This is a genomic window from Bradyrhizobium sp. 215_C5_N1_1 (assembly GCF_052075935.1).
GTDB classification, from domain to species: domain Bacteria; phylum Pseudomonadota; class Alphaproteobacteria; order Rhizobiales; family Xanthobacteraceae; genus Bradyrhizobium; species Bradyrhizobium barranii.
Map to the genome: position 1 here is coordinate 8,672,564 of NZ_CP197228.1, position 20,058 is coordinate 8,692,621.

Sequence of the window (20,058 nt, forward strand, 5' to 3'; positions counted from 1 at the left end):
TCCTCCTCGCGCGGCTCTTTGGCCGCTGCGGACGGAGGTCACCTTAGCGGAAATTTGGGCGCTGTCACGGCGCGATAGCGCTGTCATGGAGACATGCGTTATTGTTCCGGGGCGGTCCGCCGGACCGAAACCGGAACCTGGAGATTGCTGCGCGAGATTCCGGGTTCGACGCCTCGCATCGCCCGGAATGACAGCCTCCCTTACGCCCTCACGCGCGGCGCAACATTCTGCTCGACGCCGGCCTTCAGCTCCGCGGCAACCGCGCGCTTGAATCCGTCGCGCTGCTGCAGCCGCGCCCAATAGGCTGCGACATTTGGCCCGAAATCCTTGGCGAGCCCGACATTGTTGGCGAGCCGGAGCGCGTAGCCGATGACAATGTCAGCGGCGGTGAAGCGGCCTGCGCACAATGTTTCGGCATTGGCCGTCGCTGCCTCGACCGCGCGCAGGCGCCCCAAGAACCATTTCGCATAGTCGCCTGCGACCTGCGGATTGCGGCGCTCCTCCGGCTCGAGCTGGGTGTATCGGAGCACCAGCGTCTGCGGGAAGGTTAACGTGGCATCGCTGAAATACATCCAGTTCAGGAACGCGCCATAGGCGGGATCTTCGGGTCCGACCATCAACGGCGTCGGTCCGTGCCTGATGCCGAGGTAATGGCAGATGCCGGAGGACTCGGTCATCTTCGTCTCGCCGTCGACCATGAAGGGAATGGTGCCGAGCGGATTGAGCGCAAGGTACTCCTTGGCGAAGACCCGCGGCGGGAACGGCAGCATCTTCAATTCATACGGAAGCCCCATCTCCTCCAGCATCCAGAGCGGACGGAACGAGCGCGCGGCGTCGCAGTGATAGAGCGTGATCATCAGGAAATACCTTTACTGCCGGGCAGCGTGCCCATCATCTTGCACAGGACCATCAGCATGACCTCGTCAGCACCGCCGCCGATCGAGGTCAGGCGGCTGTCGCGATAGGCACGGCTGACCGGCGTCTCGTTGGTAAAGCCCATTCCGCCCCAATATTGCAAGCAGGCGTCGGTGAGCTCGCGGCCGAGCCGGCCGGCTTTGAGCTTGGCCATGGTCGCAAGCTTGGTCACGTCCTCGCCGGCCACGAGTTGCTCGGCGGCGCGATAGATCAGCGCGCGCAACAGCTCGACTTCGGTCTGCATCTCCGCGAGCTTGAAGTGCACGACCTGGTTGTCGAGGATCGACTTCCCGAAGGCCTTGCGGTTGCGGGTGTATTCGATGGTCTGATCGATGATGTATTCGTGCGCCTTCAGGCAGGCCGCCGCGCCCCAGAGCCGTTCCTCCTGGAACTGGATCATCTGGTAGGTAAAGCCCTTGCCTTCCTCGCCGATCCGGTTGCGCTTGGGCACGCGGACATTGTCGAAAAAGATCTGCGCGGTGTCCGAGGAGCGCATGCCCATCTTGTCGAGCTTTCGTGCCACCGTGACGCCCTTGCTCTTCATGGGCACGCAGATCAACGACTTGTTGCGATGAACCGGCCCATCGCCGGTGTTGGCGAGCAGACAGATCCAGTCGGCCTGGGTGCCGTTGGTGATCCACATCTTGCCGCCATTGATGACGTAGTCGTCGCCGTCGGAGCGTGCATTTGTCTTGATCGAGGCAACGTCCGAACCCGCACCGGGCTCGGAAACGCCGATGCAGGCGACGTAATCGCCTGATATCGACGGACTGAGGAATTCGCGCCGCACCTCGTCCGAACCGAACCGCGCCAGCGCCGGCGTCGCCATGTCGGTCTGCACCCCGATCGCCATCGGCACGCCGCCGCAGGTGATGGCGCCAAGCTCCTCCGCCATCATCAGCGCATAGGAATAGTCGAGGCCGGAGCCGCCGAACTCGACCGGCTTGTTCAAGCCGAGGAAACCGAGGCTGCCCATCTTCTTGAACAGCTCATGCGCCGGGAAGATGTCGGCCTTCTCCCAGTCATCGACATGAGGATTGATCTCGTTGGCGATGAATTTTTGCAGGGAACGGCGGATGTCGTCGTGGTCGGCGGTGAATAGCATTTTTGTCAGCTCAGCTCTCGGTATCTCTAATGTGCTCGTCATGGCCGGGCTTGTCCCGGCCATCCACGTCTTCGTCAGCCGGCAGCAAGAACGTGGATGCCCGGGACATAGGCGAGCGGAAGCGACGCCGTCCTGCGGACGGCTATGCCCGGGTATGACGGTGGGGCGTTCACAACCCCATCTGCCTTGAGGCCAGATCCTTCATGATCTCCTCGGTGCCGCCGCCGATGGCGTTGACCTTGACCTCGCGGTAGATGCGCTCGGCCTTGATGCCGCGCATGAAGCCGGCGCCGCCGAAGATCTGCACGGCTTCCGAGGCGCAGAACGCCATGGTTTGCGTGGCCTGGTTCTTCATCATGCAGATCTCGGCGATCGGGCTCTCGCCCTGCTCCAGCCGCCAGGCCAGCATTTCCAGCATCGACTGGGATGCCGCGACCTTCTGCGCCATGTCGACGATCTTGTGACGGATGACCTGGTGCTGGGCGAGCGGCTTGCCAAAAGTCTTGCGCTCCTTGGCGTAGGCGATCGCCTCGTCGAGGCAGACCCGCGCAAAGGCGGTGCAGCCCGCCGCCATGCCCATGCGCTCGCTATTGAAATTCCGCATGATGATCTTGAAGCCCTGGCCCTCCTCGCCGATCAGGTTTTCGGCCGGCACGCGGCACTCGTCGAAATGCAGCGTCGCGGTGTCGGAGGCCCACCAGCCCATCTTCTTCAGTTTCGTCCGTGACAGGCCGGGCGTGTCACCCTCGATCAGGAGCAGGCTGACGCCGCCGGCGCCCTCGCCGCCGGTACGCACCGCAACGGTCAGATAATCGGCGCGCATCCCTGAGGTGATGAAGGTCTTCTCGCCGGTCACGACGTAGTGATCGCCATCGCGCCGCGCCCTGGTGCGGAGGTTCGCGACGTCGGAGCCGCCGCCCGGCTCGGTGATCGCCAACGCGGAGATCTTCTCGCCCGACAGCACCTGCGGCAGCACGCGTGCCTTGACCTCCGGGCGCGCCGCCCGCGCGATCGGCGGCGAGCCGATGGTGTGGCTCATCAGGCTGGCGCTGACCCCGCCGGCCCCGGCACGCGCCAATTCCTGGCTCGCCACGATCTTCATAAACTGGTCGGCGGCGATCCCGCCATATTCCTCGGGGAATCCGAGCCCCAACAGGCCAATCTCGGCCGCCTTGCGATAGAGCACGCGGGGAAATTCGCCGGCCTCGTCCCATTCATGGGCAAAGGGCGTGATCTCCTTGTCGACAAAGCGGCGCATCACCTCGCGGAAGGCGTCATGCTCGGTGGTATAGAACGGGCTCTTCATCGTCGTCTCGCCCTGCTGGCGGATTCGTGTTGGCCACCATGGCCGGAACATCTGCCGTTCACTTGCGCAGAGTGGCTGACCGGGGGAACCACTCCACGCGCAGCCATGCCTAGCAACTCAACGCAAGACGATTTTCGCCCCCCGCAGGCCAACTCCGGGGCAAAAAAAGACGTGCGCACAAACTCCGGCTGGCCCCAGGGCCACGCCGGGCATGGTGCCCGGCAAATAGGGACGCAGGCGGCACAAGACCGCCGAGGGAGGGATTTTGGCCGTTCGTTATTACGACTGGATCGTCCATCACGGCCGCCGTACGCCTGACAAGGTCGCGGTCATCGACCTCGCGAGCGAGCGCCGCTTCACCTATTCGCAGCTCGATGCCCGCGTCTCGCGCCTGGCCGGATTTCTCCGTGACACTCTCAAGGTGTCGCGCGGTGACCGCGTCGCCGTGCTGGCGCTGAACACGACCGATACGCTGGAGGTGCAGTTCGCCTGCGGACGGCTCGGCGCCGTCTTCGTGCCGCTGAACACCCGCCTCACCGTTCCCGAGCTTCAGTTCATCACCGGCGATTGCGCGCCGAAGGTGATGATCCACGACACTGACCTGGCCGAGACCGCGCTGAGCGTCGCAAAACTCTGCAACGTCGCGAGCAGCCTGCTGCTCGGCCCCGGCGGCGCTTACGAGACCGGCATCGCGTCCGCCAAGCCGCTCGCCCGCGCCGAGGAGGTCACGCTCGATGACGTCTCGACCATCATGTACACGTCGGGCACCACGGGCCATCCCAAGGGCGCGACCATCACCCATGGCATGACCTTCTGGAATTGCGTCAATCTCGGCGGCCCCGCCTGCATCGGGCCGGCCTCGGTGCTGCTGACCGTGCTGCCGCTGTTCCACACCGGCGGGCTCAATTGCTACACCAACCCGGTGCTGCATGCCGGCGGCACCGTGATGATCATGCGCGCCTTCGATCCCGGCACGGCGCTCGGCCTGATCAACGATCCCGCGCAGGGCATCAACGTGTTCTTCGGCGTGCCCGCGATCTACCAGTTCATGGCGCAGCATCCGGCCTTCGCGACAACTGACCTGACCCGGCTGATCGTCTGCGGTGTCGGCGGCGCGCCGATGCCGGTGCCGCTGCTCAAAGTCTGGGAGGCGCGCGGCGTCGCGCTCCAGCAGGGCTACGGCATGACCGAGACCTCGCCCGCCGTGCTGGTGCTTGATCGCGAGGATGCGGCGCGCAAGGCGGGCTCGGCCGGCAAGCCGGTGCTGCACACCGAGGTGCGGATCGTGCGACCCGACGGCAGCGATGCCGATGTCGGCGAACTCGGCGAGCTCTGGGTCAAGGGCCCGAACATCACGCCGGGCTACTGGAACAGGCCTGAGGCGAACAAGACATCCTTCACCGACGGCTGGCTGCACACCGGCGATGCGACGCGCGTCGACGAGGAAGGCTTCTACTATATCGTCGACCGCTGGAAGGACATGTACATCTCGGGCGGCGAGAACGTCTATCCGGCCGAGGTCGAGAACATCCTGCATCAGCTCACCGCGATCGCGGAAGCCGCCGTGATCGGCATTCCCGATCCGCAATGGGGCGAGGTAGGCCTCGCCATCGTCGCAGCCAAGCCCGGTCAGCGGCTGACCGAGGCGGCTGTCTTTGCGCACTGCGCGGCCAATCTCGCGCGCTTCAAATGCCCGCGACAGGTGCGCTTCGTCGATGCGCTGCCGCGCAACGCCACCGGCAAGATCCACAAGCCGACGTTGCGGAAAGAATTCTCGGTGGCGTCCGAAGTCGACAAGAAAGTCGCCAACACCTGATCAAAGCGCCCCTTGCGGGCGCTTCTTCGTTTCTGACGTGCCTGCTCCAACCCAGAAGAAACCGCAAAGAAAACCCCAAGGAATTTTCATGAACAAGAAACTCCCCCTGCTTGCCGCAGCAACGGCGTTGACGCTGCTTGCGACCCCGTCCGCGTATGCGCAGAAGGCGTACGACACCGGCGTCACCGACACCGAGATCAAGATCGGCAATGTCGAGGCCTATTCCGGTCCCGCCTCCGCTTACGGCATCATCGGCAAGACCGAGGAAGCCTATTTCAAGATGATCAACGACCAGGGCGGCATCAACGGCCGCAAGATCAACTGGATCTCCTATGACGACGGCTACTCGCCGCCGAAGACCGTGGAGCAGATCCGCAAGCTGATCGAGAGCGACGAGGTCTTCCTGGTGTTCAACGCGCTGGGCACGCCGACCCAGACCGCCGTGCAGAAATATCACAATTCCAAGAAAGTGCCGCAGCTCTTCCTCGCCACCGGCGCGAGCAAGTGGAACGACCCGAAGAACTTTCCCTGGACCATGGGCTTCCAGCCGAGCTACCGGGTCGAGGCACAGATCTTCGCAAAATACATTCTGAAGGAGAAGCCGGACGCGAAGGTCGCGATCTTCTATGCCAACGACGATTTCGGCAAGGACTACCTCGCCGGCATCAAGGACGTGTTCGGCGACAAGGCATCGAAGCTGATCGTGGCCGAGGAGAGCTACGAGACCTCGGAGCCGTCGATCGACGCCCATATCGTCAAACTCAAGGGCACCGGCGCCGATGTCTTCGTGAACATCGCGACCCCGAAATTCGCGGCGCAGGCCATCAAGAAGATCGCGGAGCTGGAGTGGAGGCCGATGCACCTGATGACCGACGTCTCGGTGTCGATCGGCGCGGTGATGAAGCCGGCCGGCCTCGAGGCATCCGAAGGCGTGTTGTCGGCCGGCTATCTGAAGGATGCGTCGGACCCGCAGTGGAAGGACGACGAGGGCATGAAGAAGTTCATGACCTTCATCGACAAGTACATGCCCGGCGCGAACATCTCGGATGCCAATCTGGTGTACGCCTATGCCGCGGCCCAGACGATGGTGCAGGTGCTGAAGCAGTCGGGTGACAATCTGACCCGTGAGAACGTGATGAAGCAGGCCTCGAGCCTCAAGGACTTCGTCCCTGACACGCTGATCCCGGGGATCAAGATCAACACCTCGGCCACGGACTTCGCGCCGATCGAGCAGCTCAAGATGTGGCGGTTCAAGAAGGGCCAGTGGGAGCTGTTCGGCGACATCATCAGCGCCGAAACGGGCGGCTAGCCACGCATCGCAGCAACGGGCGGAGACGTGCAGCTGACGTCTTCGCCTGCACTGACGTCGATCCCCGCGACCGGCAGGCCGAGCCGGCGCGGGTCATCGATGGCCGCAAAACGCGGACATGCCCATGCCAGCATCGCCCCGCCCGATGGCGGCAGATCGAGCTGAAGAACGAAGGCATCCGCGTCGATCGCGGTCGCGGCATCCGCAACGCGCACGCCGTCGAGATAGAACTGCACGCCGATCCGATCCAGCGGCCCGCGAATCTCCGGCGACGCGATCCGAATGATGGTGCGCCCCGGCGGCGCCTCGATCCGCAAGGCGGCTTCCGGCTCGCTCCAGCGGAAGCTGCGGCCCTGCCAGACCTCCCAGGCATGGAAGCCGGCCTGTGCGACCATCTGATCGCCGAGACTCTGCGCAGCTCCGCCAAGGCTCCCCCGAATGCCACGGATGCAATAGAGGCGCTGATAGTGGATCAGCGCGGCGATATAACGCTTCAGCCAGCGCGCGATGCTGCCGCGAGAGCCGCCCATGGTGAGCAGGGTCAGGCTGCAGCGCGCATAGCCTGCCGCCAAACGTGCAAGACCAAGCGCAAGGCGGTCGCCGGCCAGTGCGATCGCGCACCAACGCCCGATCGCCTGCAGGCCTTCGCTTGTCACGCGGCCGGCGCGCATCCGTGCAGCAAGGGCGCTGCGCGCCAGCGCGACGTTGAAATCGCCGCGGCTGCTCCACTCGATCGGAGTTTCGAGCAGCTCGCTGCCGGGATCATCGCGTGCTTCGCTGAGATAGCGGATCTCGCCCTGCACGAAATCGAGCGTGAATGTCTTCAGCTCGCCGATTTCGCCGATATAGTAGTGATGGAAGCGCGCCTCCTCGAGATAGCCGATCGTATGGCCCCTCGCGTGATACGCGGCGGCGAGCACCCATTCGGCGAAATGGCCGAGCTCCTCGCGCAGGCCGCCGCATTCCCAATAGACGTCGCGCCGCGTCACGAAGCACTGGTCCAGTACCTTGCGCCAGGGATGCTGCTTCATGCCGAACTCGATGTCGGCCTGGTACATGGCGGCCTCCGCCACGGACAGCCGGTTATGGCAGATCGGCACCGACTGACAGGAGAACCCCGCCCAGTCGGGACGCGCGTCGATCGCGCGGATGCAGGCCTCCATCACGTCAGGCTCGGGCCGGCAATGCGACTCCGTAAAGAACAGATATTTGCCGCGGGCCTTGGCGGCGCCGAAGGCGCAGAGCCCGATGTCATGGTCCGAATTGGTGAATTCGAGGCGCGCTTTGCCGCCGGCCAGCGCCTTCAGCTCGTTGAGTGCCTCGAAATCAGGCGGCACCACCAGAATGATTTCGTAAAGCGATTTGTCGGCGGTCTGCGACGTCCAGCCGAGCCAGGACAGCTCCCACTGCCCGCGGTGATGTTCCAGCGGGATGATGATGGAGAACAGCGGAGATTCACCGCCGTATGGTGCGGGCACGTCCTGCATGTTCCCTTATAGACGCACGCGACGCCATTCCGGACTCTTTCTCGCGGACTATACCGACAGAAACAACGCGAACGATTCCTCCACCGTGCGGCGCAGATGCTTTCCATACAATGCGTGGTTGGCATCGTCGGGGCCGACCCGTCCCAGGGACGGCTTCGCGACATTGCGGAGCGGCACATAGGCGATCGGCGCTGCGATCGGCGTCAGTTGCGAGCCGGGTCCGGCGCGGAGCGTCGAGATGATGCCGTACATCTCGCCGGCAACCGTCGGCCGCGACACCGTGATCACGCGATGCTGGCCGTGCTTGATGATGACGAGATAGATGAAGCCGGACTGATGCGGCACCGCAACCTCGCCGGTGTGCTCATAGGCGGCGTCGGTTCGCTCGCCCTCGCGGAACACCAGTGAGGACACCTTCGGCTCCCAGACGATCTCGGTGCGATAGGCGAAGATCGCATCCTTGTCGCCGAAGGACGGCCGCAGCGTGATGTAGACGTCCTCGAGCCAGGTCACCGCGCGATGCGCATAGGAGCCGAGGCTGTCGGGCGCGACATCGTTTGCGGCCGGAGGCGTCACCACGGCGGCGCTTTTGCGCAAGGAGACGCCCAGCGCCTGCTCCAGCCGCACGGTCGTTGCCAGCGTGAACGGCCGCCGGCCGCCGAGCACCTTCTCCAGCGTCGACAGGCTGAGCTTGGCCTGCTCGGCCAACGCCTGCCGGGACATCCGGCGCCTGGCGAGTTCCTCGCGAATGGTCTCCGCGATCTCGCGGCTCTGCTCGTCCGAAAGCTGCCTGTCGGTGACTTTATCCTGCGTCTGCATCGTCAACCCTGCTCCACGGACGCAAGTCTAGCAGGGCGGACAAGCCAGCACAAAACCGTACTTGGCGATCCCGGCCTTGGCCTGCCGGGGCCGGCCGCGGCGGAACATTGCCGATCATTCTGCTCGCGCATTCAGGCGCTCCCGACGGATGCTCCGAGCCAGCGAACACCCTTCGGGAGCAGGCGAAATGGATAGCTACGACACAGCCGACGGCGACGAGCACCCCATGTTGGGGCGGCTGATCAAGCTCGGATTGTTTCTGCTGGTGCAGGGCATCGCGGTGATGCTGGTTGCCTTCGTGGCCCTGCTCGTGAGTCTTGAGCCCGGATGGTCGGCGACGACGGAGCAGGCCAGCCTGCTCCAGCCCGGCGATGCCAAATCCGGCACCCTTCTCCTGAAGGAGGACGGCGCCTACACGGAGGCGATCCGCCTCGGCATCGACGTCGACATCACGGTGTCAGGCCCGACGCTGCGCGCCCGCGTCACCCAGGTCTTCCGCAATCCGACCAAGGACTGGGTCGAGGCGACCTACGTTTATCCGCTTCCCACCGGCGGCGCCGTCGACACGCTGAAGTTGGTGGTCGGCGACCGCGTCATCATCGGCGACATCAAGGAACGGCAGCAGGCACGGGTGATCTACGAGCAGGCGCGCCGTGCCGGCCAGAAGGCCGCGCTCACGGAGCAGGAGCGGCCGAACATCTTCACCAATTCGGTCGCCAATATCGGTCCCGGCGAAACCGTGCTGGTGCAGATCGAATATCAGGAGCCGGTGCATCAATCCGGCAATGAATATTCGCTGCGGCTGCCGCTGGTGGTCGGGCCGCGCTACAATCCGGCACCGATCGTGCAGAGCGTCGACTTCCGCAAGGACGGCTCGGGCTGGGGCGCGACCAATTCGGAGCCGGTGCCGGACCGCGACCGTATCTCGCCGCCGGTGCTGGATCCCGCCAGAAACGTGCCGGTCAATCCGACCAGCATCACGGTGCGCCTGAAGGCAGGCTTCGCGCTTGGCGAGGTCAGGAGTCACCACCATAACGTCAAGGTCGAGAGCCCGGACAATGCGACGCGAATCGTCACGCTCGCTGACGGCGCGGTGGCCGCCGACCGCGATTTCGAGCTGACCTGGAAGCCGGCCGCGGAGAAGGCACCGTCCGTTGGGCTGTTCCGCGAGCGTATCGGCGATGCCGATTATTTGCTCGCCTTCGTCTCCCCGCCCAGCGCCGAGCAGGCGACGCAAAAGCCGCTGCCGCGCGAGGTCGTGTTCGTGATCGACAATTCCGGCTCGATGGGCGGTACGTCGATCGTTCAGGCCAAGGCGAGCCTACTCTATGCCCTCGGCCGCCTCCAGCCGAATGACCGTTTCAATGTGATCCGTTTCGACGACACCATGGACGTGCTGTTCTCGACCTCCGTGCCGGCCGACCCCGCGCATCTCGGCGAAGCACTCGGTTTCGTGAATGGATTACAGGCCCGCGGCGGCACCGAGATGGTGCCGGCGATGCGCGCCGCGCTGACCGACAAGGCTGGCGACACCAGCATGGTCCGCCAGGTGGTGTTCCTGACCGACGGCGCGATCGGCAACGAACAGCAATTGTTCGAAACGGTCACTGCGATGCGGGGCCGCTCGCGCGTGTTCATGGTCGGCATCGGATCCGCGCCCAACACCTATCTGATGACACGCGCCGCCGAGCTCGGCCGTGGGGCCTTCACCCATATCGGCTCCGTCGAGCAGGTCGAGGAGCGCATGCGCGGCCTGTTCGCCAAGCTGGAGAACCCCGCGGTGACCGGGCTCAGCGTAAAGTTCTCCGATGCCAAGGCAGACGTGACGCCTGCGATCATTCCCGACGTCTATCGCGACGAACCGCTGGTGCTGGCGGCAAAGCTCGACAAGCTCGCCGGCTCGCTCGAGATCAAGGGACGTGTCGGCGACCGCCCGTGGTCGGTGACGCTGCCGCTGCAAAACGCCGCCGAAGGCAAGGGCCTGTCAAAACTCTGGGCCAAGCGCAAGATCGGCGACGCCGAGGTTGCGCGCACCATGCGCGAGATGACGCCCGAAGACTCCGACAAGGCGATCCTCGCGCTGGCGCTCGACCATCAGATCGTCACGCGGCTCACCAGCCTGGTCGCGGTCGATAAGACGCCGAGCCGCCACGAGGGCGCGCCGCTCAAGCTCAGCGAGCTGCCGCTCAACCTGCCGGCCGGTTGGGATTTCGAGAAGGTCTTTGGCGAGCGACCGCATCTGACGCCCACACAATTGCGCGAACGCCATGCGGATGCGCGCAACCAGCCGGCGACGAGGCGGCCGACGCCCGCCGCGCCGGATGCGATCCGCCTACCGAAGACCGCGACCTCAGCCGAGCTCAAGATGATCGCAGGTTTCATCCTGATCGTGCTCGCCCTGATCCTGTACGTGTTCAACCGGCGTCAGCCCTTGCTCACTGACGCCGCTTGAGAGAGGAGCCCCCCGAACTCCTCTGTTAGCGCGCGCGGCTGCCCGTCCCATACCAACGGCCGCGCGCGCCTTTTTATCAGCCGTCATTGCGAGGAGCGAAGCGACGAAGCAATCCAGACTGCCGCCACGGAGACGGTCTGGATTGCTTCGCTTCGCTCGCAATGACGGGGGAAGGACCATTATGCCCCGCTTCATCTCCCCCCTCGCTGTTGCACTTGTCGGCCTCATCCTGTTCGGCGACGGCGCCTACATCCATGCCAAGGCATGGCTCGCCCAGGTGCTGCTGGAGCGCGCGTTCGACAGGAGCGTTACGACCGGCGGCGTGGTCAAGCCATGGTCTTGGGCCGACACCTGGCCGGTCGCGCGGATCGAGGTGAAGCGAATCGGGGCCAGCGCGATCGTGCTGGAAGGTACCAGCGGCCAGGCCCTCGCGTTCGGACCCGGCCATATCCACCAAACGGCTGATGCCGGCGAGCGCGGCGTTGCGGTATATGCCGCGCACCGCGATACACATTTCCGCTTCCTGCGGAATGTCGCCATTGGTGACGTAATCGATGTCACACGCCGTGACGGAAAGCACTTTCGCTATCGGGCGGATTCCTCCGCTGTGGTTCGCTTCGATGAGTCCGGCATCGATCCCGCGACGCAGGATGTCGAACTGGTGCTCACAACCTGCTGGCCCTTCGACGCCGTCACGCCCGGACCCGAGCGCTACACCCTGCATGCCACCTTGATCGAAACAGGTGAATAGCGGTTCGCAATCGGCCATCGGGGATCGATAGAGACCGCGCCGAACAGCCGGGGAACCGCGCTTGATCGGGCCGCTGAACTGGCGTCGTCTCCCATAGACCTGTAAGAACAGCCGATTGATCTTTTGACGCTGTAATTTTCAGGACAACCTGTAATGGACGACGAGTTCAGGCAGCGCCTCGAACAGCGGCTGGAGCAACTCGAAAATCGTGTCGCGCTCCTGGAACGGAATCAGGACCTCATTGCTGCCGGACAGAGACGATCCTCGCTGCGGAGCCTCTGGCGACGACCGCCGATGTGGACCTTCGAGCAATATCCGCCGCGCCTGCTCAACCTGACTGTCTTCCCGCCTGCGCCTGCGATCCCGGCGAATGCGCCGCGGATCACGATGGTCACGCCAAGCTACAATCATGCGCAATATCTCGACGCCACGATCGAGAGCATCGTCAGTCAGAACTATCCGAAGCTGACTTATCACGTGCAGGACGGCGCCTCGATCGACGGCACGATCGATCTCCTGAAGAGCCGAGGTGAGAGCATCAGCTGGACGAGCGAGCCGGACAAGGGGCAGTCGAACGCCATCAATCTCGGCTTCGCCGGTGCCGATTGCGAGATCATGGCTTACCTCAACAGCGATGACATGCTGCTGCCCGGAGCGCTCGCCTATGTCGCCGACTACTTCATGTCGCATCCCGATGTCGACATCGTCTACGGCCATCGCGTTTTCGTCGATCGCGAGGGGCTCGAGGTCGGACGCGCCGTGCTGCCGCCTCATGACGGCAAGGCTTTGCAATATGCCGACTACATCCCGCAGGAGACGATGTTCTGGCGCAAGCGCGTGTGGGAGAGGATCGGGCCCATCGACGAGAGCTTCCACTACGCGATGGACTGGGATTTCATCCTGCGCGCGCAAGCCGCGGAATTCAAGTTCGTGCGCCTGCCGCGATTTCTCGCCTGCTTCCGCATCCATGATGCACAGAAGACGGCTTCGACCTACGCGCTCGGCGTCAGGGAGATGGGCATCCTGCGGCGCCGCGTTCTCGGCTTCGATCCGACGCAGATGCAGATCCGGCGCGCCATCGCTTCCTATCTCGCGAAGCAGTTGGCGTATCACTACGCCTACAAGCTGCGCCTGCTGCATTACTGAACGATAGCAGAGGCGTGATCACCATTTGAAAGAATGCGTCACGCAGTCGTGGCACGTCGTCCGATCGTTCGCACTTTCGCCAAAAGTCTGGTGATGCTAGCCTTGTCGCGAAGCACGCAGCATTCCGCCACGCGGCATGGAGCCATCACGATCAGCCCCGCCAGACGCCGGCGCAAGACAGGGCGCTGCAACAAGAACAAGAGGTAAAGCGCCATGGAAGCCCAGGTACCTGCTGCGTCTGTTTCTCCGCGTCCATGGTCTCCAGCGCCCGATGCCAGCGATGTCGTCAAGGGCATCCACGCCATGCTGCACCCGCACAACATCGTGCTGGTGGGCGCGACCGACAAGCCCGGCAATTATGCCGAGCGCATCTGGAACAACCTCGTCAAGTACGGCTACGAGGGCGGGCTCTATCCGGTCAACGCCAAGCGCGACACCGTCTGGGGCGTGCCCTGCTACAAGGATTTTGCGAGCCTCCCGGAAAAGCCCGATCACGTGCTGGTGCTGGTGCCCGCGCGCTTTGCCGTGCAGGTGATCCGCGACGCCGCCGCGGCCGGCGCGCGCTCGGCCACCATCGTCACCTCGGGCTTCAGCGAGTTACAGGATGAGGAGAGCCAGAAGCTCGCTGCCGAATTGCAAGCCGCGATACGCGAAACGGGGCTCGCCGTCACCGGCCCGAACTGCCTCGGCAATCTGAGCGCGGGCGAAAAGCTCTTCACCAATATCGACGACCGCGTCGTCACCATGGAACAGGGTGCGGTGGCGATCGCCGGGCAATCCGGCGCCATCGTCATGGCGATCCGGCAGGCGCTGGACGATCGCGGCGTCGGGGTCGGCTACATGGTGACGACCGGCAACGAGGCCGGGCTCGAGACGCCGGACCTGATGCGCTATTTCGCCGAGGATCCGAGCATCAAGGTGATCGTGGTCTACCTCGAAGGCGTGCGCAACACCAAGGCGTTTCGCGACGCCTGCAAGGCCGCGCGCGCCGCAAGCAAGCCGGTCATCGCACTCAAGCTCGGTTCGTCCGAGGGCGGCCGCGCGGCGGCGATGGCGCACACCGGTGCGCTCGCAGGCTCGATCGAGACGTTCGACGCCATCGCGACCCGTGAAGGCGTGATCCGGGTTGGCGGGCTCGACGAGCTGATCGAGACCACCGAATGCTTCGTTCACGCGGCCGTGCCCAAGGGCGACCGGCTCGCCGCGGTCACACTATCGGGCGGCAAGCGCGGCATGCTGCTTGACGCCTTCTATGCGGAAGGCCTGAACTTTGCGCCGCTGAGCCCGCACGTCGGCTCCGAACTGGCGAAGATGCTCGGGCCGGGCTCGATCGTGGGCAATCCGCTCGATGCCGGCTTTGCCGCGGTGGTCGATCCCTCCGTCTACATGAAGTCGATCGAGCTGATGATCGACGACCCCGATATCGACATCGTCATCATCGATGCCGAACTGCCCAAGGCGCCGCACGAGTTGCGCGAGCGCAATCTGCGCATCGTCGATGGGATGGCGAGCCGGGCCGGCAAGCCGGTGATCTACATCAGCGCGATGTCGGTCGGCTTCACCGAATTCACCAAAGGCTTGCGCAAATCGCTGCCGCATCTCGCGGTCATGCAGGGCATGGACCGCGCGGTGACCGCGATCAAATCGCTGCTCGACTATGCGAAGCTGCGCAAGGCAGTGCCCGACATCGCCTCGAGCTCGAAGCCTGCCGCCCGCGCCGTGCTGGAGAAGGCGCTGAAATCGGCGAGCGGTGCCGCGCTCGACGAGGTCGCCTCGAAGAAGCTGCTGAAGGCCTATGGCATTCCAGTCTCGAAGGAAGCGATTGCGCAGACGGCGGCGGACGCCGCGAAGATCGCGAAGCAGATCGGTTTCCCGGTCGTGGCAAAAGTCGTCAGCGCCGAGATCCTGCACAAATCCGACATCGGCGGCGTGGTGCTGAATCTCAACAGCGCCGCGGAGGTGAAGCAGGCATTCGCCGACATCACCGCGCGGGTGGCGAAGCTGAAGGGCAAGCCGAAGCTCGACGGCATCCTGATCGCGCAGCAGGTCAAGGCCGATCTCGAGCTCGTGGTCGGCGCCTCGCTCGATGCCGAGATGGGGCCGGTCGTGCTGTTCGGCACCGGCGGCATCGACATCGAGCTGATGAAGGACGTCGCGCTCGCCGGCGCACCGCTGGACGAGGCCGAGGCCCGGCTCCTGATCGGCCGCACCAAGGCCGGTATCAAGATGCGCGGTTATCGCGGCAAGCCGGCCTTGCACGAGGCCTCCGCGGTGAAAGCGCTGGTCGGCTTGTCCAACCTGATCGCAGATGCCGGCGACCGGATCGCCTCGATCGACGTCAACCCGTTCCTGATCAACACCAAAACGGGCGTCGCCGTCGACGCGCTGATCGTATTGAACAATGCTGCTGCAAAACGCGCGGCCGGGCATTGATGTCGCCTAAGGCGGATTGGCGGGTTACGCTTCCGCCTTCTCTTCGAGCTACGGCGGACAAGTCGTTAACCCGCCCGCTCTAGTATTGCGGCCGCAGCATCGTCCTTCCAACCACCCCGCTTTGGCCGTAAAATCGCCCTGCATGGCACGCGCGAGCAACCTCGTAATCGGAACGGCGACGCTGGCGGTCATCGCCGTGGCGTTCGGCGGCGTGCTCGGCGTGCAGAAATGGCGCACCGCCCAGAGCCGGAGCCAGTTGCGCGTGGTGTTCGAGGGCGGCTCCGCCAGCGGCCTGCGCCGCGGCGGGCCGGTCAATTTCGACGGTGTTCCCGCGGGCCAGATCCTGTCGATCAAGCTGGATAATCCGCGCAAGATCGTGGCGCTGGTGATGCTCGACAACACCGCGCCGATCCGCAAGGACACGGTTGCGGGCATCGAGTTCCAGGGTCTCACCGGCGTCGCCGCGATCTCGTTGATCGGCGGCGCGCCCTCCGCGCCGCCGGTGCCGCTGGATACGGACGGCGTCCCCATGCTGATCGCCGATCTCAGCGACGCCGAATCCATCGTCGACACTCTGCACAGCGTCGATCGCACGATCGTCAGCAATGCCCCTGCGATCAAGGACGGCCTGCGCACGTTCGAGAACTACACCGCCGATCTCAGAAGCAAGGGCGGCGAAATCGACTCCGTCATGGCCAAGGTCGACAGCGCCTTCGCAGGCTTCGACAAGGCGGTCACCAAGATCGAAGGCGTGGTCCCCGGCTTCGTCGACGGCAAGGCCGACGAGCTGTTCGAGAAGATCAGGGGACTGCACGAGCTCGCCGATGCCATGAAGAAGAAGTCGGCTGCCTACGTCGAGGACATCCGGCGCTCGCTGCTCGACGTCAGTGACGCCGCCAACAAGATGGCTGGCACGCCCTCGCCCGCCGCCGCCCCGCGCCCGCCGCGCAAGCCTCCGCAGAAGAAGCAGTGACGCTCTTTCTTATCCTCCCCTGGAGGGGGAGGATCGGATCGCATGCAGCAAAGCGAAATGCGATCCGAGGTGAGGCGAAAGTGCTTCTCAGCATGCAGTGCCCGAGTGGAGAGATCACCCCACCCCGCTCGCGCTTCGCGCGATCGCCCCAGCAACGCCCTACCACGCGTAGCGCACAACGCCCTTGCCGGCGTAGGAGCGGGTGACGTTCGAGAACTCGCCCTCGAAGGTCGCCGACGCAGACCAGCCGTTCATCCAGTTCATCTGCACCGCCGCCGTGGTCAGCGCGGAATCGCGCGCCAGCGCTGCACCGTTCACGACGAAGGCCGAGCCCGGCAGGGTCTGGAACACCGCGCCGACGGTGCGGTCCGGATTGTAATCATGCGCCCAGGCGACGCGGCCGCGCAGGGTCATCAGGCCACCGGCCGCGGCGAATGATTTGTCGGCGCGCAGGCCGAGCTCGGTACGGGTGCTGGTCACGTCCTTGGCGGCATAGTTGAGCGCGAAGGTGCTGTTGCCGACCACCGCGAACTCCGAATAGTTCGGAAGGCTGAACATGGTGGCCTGGGCCGCCGCATAGGGCGTGAGGCCGATCCACTGCGTAGCGTAGCGGTAACCGCCCTCGACACGGCCCGAGAGCGCATTTGCGTTGAACTGCGCCCGCAGCTGATCGACGCCGGCGGCCGTGACGATGCGGTTGGTCGTGACGTCCTGCCAGCCATAGGCCAGTGCGGCCGTGATATAGGCAGGTCCGGCCGTGTGACGAACGAAGGCGCCGGCCTGGAACAGGTCGGAGCGGCCCCAGCCGAGCCCGTTGACGTTGAAGCCGGTCCCACCGCCGGCAAGCGCAAAGCCCGCGATCGTCGACGGCGAGAAGCGATAGTCGAGGCCGACGGCAGTGCCATAGACGCTGCTGGTGGTGTTGTTCGAACCGAGCGCGACATTGCCGTCGGTGGTCTGCGAGCCACCATAGCCGGCCGCCCACACATCCCAGCGCTGCTCGAAGGTTGCGGCCGGTGCCTTGCGGTAGATCGAGGCGAAGGCGTCGCGCGCGTTCTTGTCACGCGCGCCCTTGCCGGTCGCGGCATAGGCATTCGCGCCCGGCTCGTCGGCATAGGGCGTCGGACCTGATGTGCCGCTACGTCCCGAGCCGAAGACATCGGTCAAGAGGCCGAGGAACAGGTTCATCGCATTGAAGGTCGTCTGCTGCGACCCCGTTGCCGGTTCGCCGGAGGCCTGGGTCAGGCCGTTGGGGCCGAGGCCCGCGAATTCGGCTTGAAGGAAGCCATTGGCGTTGAAGAAATTCTGAAGCGTCGTGGCGACGTTCTGCTGGTTGATGTTGAGCGCGTATTTCGCGCCATAGTTCAGCGTGAAATCGAGGAACACTTCGTTTGACCCGACCGTCGTCGTGCCGACTAGGCCACCCGGCGCGGCAACGCCGGCGAAATTACCGGTGGCGCTGCCGAAAAACTGCATGATCGAGTAGTGCTGCATTATCTTGCTGCCGGGATACAGCGCGACACCCACGGTCCCGTCCAGCGTGACGTTGCCGCTGACGAGCGCATGGCTCGTGCTGAATCCACTACCGGCCTGCACAACATAGACCGAGCCGGGCTGCAAGGTGAGATCGCCCTGGACCTGCATGCTTGAGCCCGGGCCGCCGTCGCCGGGCGCATAGATGCCACCGGTGGCGATAACGGTGTTGCCGACAATCCCGGCGCCGAACAACGCACCGCCGGCATTCACGGTGGTCAGGCTCGATTGCGAGATGTCGCCATCAACCCGCAGGATGCCGCCATTCACCGTCGTCGTACCGGTGTAAGTGTTTGTGCCGGAGAGGATCAGCGTTCCGCTGCCGACCTTTTCCAGCGAGCCGGAGCCGATGAAACCACACCCGCAGGGATCGTAGTCGCCGATGACGCCATCGACCAGCGCGGAGCGGTTATTGCTGCCGACGACGAGCGTGTTGCCGCCACCGATATAGTAGGTGCCATTGCCTTCGATCGAACCGGCCGTGATGCGGCCGTCGCCGTTCGGGCCGAGGCTGATCCCGAAATCGACGACGCCTGTGCCGGTGGTGATGAAGCGCGCATTGCCGCCGGTGGAATTATCGAAGAACTCGGTCTTGCCACCGTCCTTGGTGACGATCGTGGCGTTGCCGGCCGTCGTGAACGCACCGAAATTGGTCAGGCCATCGGCCTCGTTGATAATGGTTGCATTGCCGGCGGTCGCAGTATCGGACCCGGACAGCGTACCAAACACGGTCCCGCTGAAATCCTTGTTCACGATGGTCGCGGAGCCCGCCGAGGATTGATCGAGGAACGCGGTGCCGCCGCCATTCTGGTTGGTGATGTTGGCCGTGCCCGCATTGGTCCGGCCAAAGAAGCCGGTCAAGCCGCCGTCATTGATGATGGTCGCCCGGCCGGCCGTGGCGGTGTCGGTGCCGCCCCCGAGCGGATCACCGAAGTACAGCTGGCCGTTATTGGTGATCACCATAGAGCTGGCGGAGGTCGCGTTGAGGAACATCGTCGTTCCGGAGATAGCGTTCAGGAGCGATGTAATTCCCGACGTATCGGCATTGACGATATTGAAGAGGCCCTCGTTGTTGACGGCGCCAATGATGCTCGCGGTGTGGGTGGCGTCACCGAGTTGCAGCGCTGCGCACGAACAGATGAAAGTGTCGCCGGTATAGGTGTTGGCGCCGAGCAGCGCCAGGATGCCGGGTCCCTGCACGGAGATGCCACCACTGCCGGTGATGCGCGAGGCGATGACGGCCGATGGGTCTGTCGTGCCGGTGACATCGTTGGTGAAGAACGTCGTCCCCCCGGAGGCTAGCCTGAGATCGCCGCCCTGAATGGTGTAGACAGAACCGTCGCCGGTGAGGTCGAAGCCCACGAGGCTGGTGAGCTGCACGCCGCCTGGCGTAACCGTCACCGTGCCACCGCTTGCCGGCGTCGAGACTCCCGAGTAGCCGAACACCGTGCCGACTGACGAGGGATCGTAAGCAGTGCTGGTCGAACCGAAGACGTCCGTCCAATTCGTGGTGGTGGTGTCCCAGACGCCGCCTCCGCCGTTGACGGCGCCGTTCGGCGTGGTCTGCGACCCGTTGAAGATTTGCTGCGCTGCTGCGGGGCTCGCCGCCGCCGCCGCGCTCAAGGCGAGGCCGATCCAGAATGCCGCGCGAACAGCGGTGGCACGACGCGAGCAACCCCGCCCGCTCGATGGCAACCAAGCCCCCACGCTCTTCCCCTCACCCGCGGCGCTCCCCAGCGGCGCCGCGAGGAACTTAGGCCATGAGGCTGGCCGGTAGAACTACGGTTCCTCGAGAATCAGCCAACGGGACCGCAACTTGGGCAGATTCAACAACTCATGTTGCAACCGAGCCACGGTTTTGCCGGGCTCAATTCCTACCCCGCGCATGCGCCCATGCGTCAGAATGTCCGTTCCATGTACGGCTGTTCACATCTTGGCTGATCATCCAGGGCCGCGCCCCGTGCCCCCATTCCTCGGTGCATTCGCATGAATGGCAAGCGCGCCGTCCGCAAT

13 protein-coding genes are annotated in these 20,058 nt (G+C 64.5%); 7 read left to right on the top strand and 6 right to left on the bottom strand.

Going from position 1 to position 20,058, the window contains the following annotated elements:
- Positions 1–200 precede the first annotated feature (200 nt).
- From AB7G19_RS41815 to AB7G19_RS41825, 3 genes are all read right to left on the bottom strand, one after another.
- Complete coding sequence (locus AB7G19_RS41815; RefSeq protein ID WP_085404007.1) at positions 201–857, bottom strand: glutathione S-transferase family protein; 657 nt, start codon at positions 855–857, stop codon at positions 201–203.
- Positions 857–2,020: an acyl-CoA dehydrogenase family protein gene (locus tag AB7G19_RS41820; protein WP_085404008.1), complete on the bottom strand. Its 1,164-nt coding sequence runs from the start codon at positions 2,018–2,020 to the stop codon at positions 857–859. Before AB7G19_RS41820 ends, AB7G19_RS41815 begins: the two co-directional genes overlap by 1 nt.
- A 169-nt stretch (positions 2,021–2,189) precedes the next feature.
- Positions 2,190–3,326, bottom strand: coding sequence for an acyl-CoA dehydrogenase family protein (locus tag AB7G19_RS41825; protein ID WP_085404009.1), 1,137 nt, complete (start codon positions 3,324–3,326; stop codon positions 2,190–2,192).
- Between the two features lie 265 nt (positions 3,327–3,591).
- Here AB7G19_RS41825 and AB7G19_RS41830 point away from each other — a divergent pair, with 265 nt between their 5' ends.
- Entirely contained in the window at positions 3,592–5,142 is a 1,551-nt protein-coding gene (locus tag AB7G19_RS41830) for an acyl-CoA synthetase (protein ID WP_085404010.1), read from the top strand.
- An 88-nt stretch (positions 5,143–5,230) separates the two neighbouring features.
- Positions 5,231–6,451, top strand: a complete 1,221-nt coding sequence (locus AB7G19_RS41835; protein ID WP_085404011.1) for an ABC transporter substrate-binding protein — start codon at positions 5,231–5,233, stop codon at positions 6,449–6,451.
- Here AB7G19_RS41835 and AB7G19_RS41840 read toward each other — a convergent pair.
- Complete coding sequence (locus AB7G19_RS41840) at positions 6,448–7,938, bottom strand: glycosyltransferase family 2 protein (RefSeq protein WP_085404012.1); 1,491 nt, start codon at positions 7,936–7,938, stop codon at positions 6,448–6,450. The two genes, AB7G19_RS41835 and AB7G19_RS41840, sit on opposite strands and share 4 nt — an antisense overlap.
- Positions 7,939–7,986: 48 nt before the next feature.
- Positions 7,987–8,757, bottom strand: a complete 771-nt coding sequence (locus AB7G19_RS41845; RefSeq protein WP_085404013.1) for a helix-turn-helix domain-containing protein — start codon at positions 8,755–8,757, stop codon at positions 7,987–7,989.
- 187 nt (positions 8,758–8,944) lie between these two features.
- Here AB7G19_RS41845 and AB7G19_RS41850 point away from each other — a divergent pair, with 187 nt between their 5' ends.
- The 5 genes from AB7G19_RS41850 (at position 8,945) to AB7G19_RS41870 (ending at position 16,512) form a co-directional block, all read left to right on the top strand.
- On the top strand, positions 8,945–11,209 hold the full coding sequence (locus tag AB7G19_RS41850) for a marine proteobacterial sortase target protein (RefSeq protein WP_085404014.1): 2,265 nt from the start codon (positions 8,945–8,947) through the stop codon (positions 11,207–11,209).
- 181 nt (positions 11,210–11,390) lie between these two features.
- Complete coding sequence (locus AB7G19_RS41855) at positions 11,391–11,960, top strand: class GN sortase (RefSeq protein WP_085404015.1); 570 nt, start codon at positions 11,391–11,393, stop codon at positions 11,958–11,960.
- 153 nt (positions 11,961–12,113) lie between these two features.
- Positions 12,114–13,106 carry a glycosyltransferase family 2 protein gene (locus AB7G19_RS41860; RefSeq protein WP_085404016.1) on the top strand — a complete coding sequence of 331 codons (993 nt, stop codon included), beginning with the start codon at positions 12,114–12,116 and terminating at the stop codon, positions 13,104–13,106.
- 213 nt (positions 13,107–13,319) lie between these two features.
- A complete protein-coding gene (locus tag AB7G19_RS41865) occupies positions 13,320–15,539 on the top strand; it encodes an acetate--CoA ligase family protein (RefSeq protein ID WP_085404017.1) in 2,220 nt (739 codons plus the stop codon).
- Positions 15,540–15,681: 142 nt separating this feature from the next.
- Positions 15,682–16,512 carry an MlaD family protein gene (locus AB7G19_RS41870; RefSeq protein WP_085404018.1) on the top strand — a complete coding sequence of 277 codons (831 nt, stop codon included), beginning with the start codon at positions 15,682–15,684 and terminating at the stop codon, positions 16,510–16,512.
- 159 nt (positions 16,513–16,671) lie between these two features.
- Here AB7G19_RS41870 and AB7G19_RS41875 read toward each other — a convergent pair whose 3' ends face one another.
- A complete protein-coding gene (locus AB7G19_RS41875; protein WP_135215590.1) occupies positions 16,672–19,668 on the bottom strand; it encodes an autotransporter outer membrane beta-barrel domain-containing protein in 2,997 nt (998 codons plus the stop codon).
- Between the last annotated feature and the right edge of the window lie 390 nt (positions 19,669–20,058).

What these genes read in the sequence shown, in the direction of transcription:
- AB7G19_RS41840 (WP_085404012.1), bottom strand. Translation starts at nt 7,938, where the DNA reads ATGCAGGACGTGCCCGCACCATACGGCGGTGAATCTCCGCTGTTCTCC.
- AB7G19_RS41865 (WP_085404017.1), top strand. Translation starts at nt 13,320, where the DNA reads ATGGAAGCCCAGGTACCTGCTGCGTCTGTTTCTCCGCGTCCATGGTCT.
- AB7G19_RS41860 (WP_085404016.1), top strand. Translation starts at nt 12,114, where the DNA reads ATGGACGACGAGTTCAGGCAGCGCCTCGAACAGCGGCTGGAGCAACTC.
- AB7G19_RS41820 (WP_085404008.1), bottom strand. Translation starts at nt 2,020, where the DNA reads ATGCTATTCACCGCCGACCACGACGACATCCGCCGTTCCCTGCAAAAA.
- AB7G19_RS41855 (WP_085404015.1), top strand. Translation starts at nt 11,391, where the DNA reads ATGCCCCGCTTCATCTCCCCCCTCGCTGTTGCACTTGTCGGCCTCATC.
- AB7G19_RS41835 (WP_085404011.1), top strand. Translation starts at nt 5,231, where the DNA reads ATGAACAAGAAACTCCCCCTGCTTGCCGCAGCAACGGCGTTGACGCTG.
- AB7G19_RS41845 (WP_085404013.1), bottom strand. Translation starts at nt 8,757, where the DNA reads ATGCAGACGCAGGATAAAGTCACCGACAGGCAGCTTTCGGACGAGCAG.
- AB7G19_RS41815 (WP_085404007.1), bottom strand. Translation starts at nt 857, where the DNA reads ATGATCACGCTCTATCACTGCGACGCCGCGCGCTCGTTCCGTCCGCTC.
- AB7G19_RS41870 (WP_085404018.1), top strand. Translation starts at nt 15,682, where the DNA reads ATGGCACGCGCGAGCAACCTCGTAATCGGAACGGCGACGCTGGCGGTC.
- AB7G19_RS41825 (WP_085404009.1), bottom strand. Translation starts at nt 3,326, where the DNA reads ATGAAGAGCCCGTTCTATACCACCGAGCATGACGCCTTCCGCGAGGTG.
- AB7G19_RS41850 (WP_085404014.1), top strand. Translation starts at nt 8,945, where the DNA reads ATGGATAGCTACGACACAGCCGACGGCGACGAGCACCCCATGTTGGGG.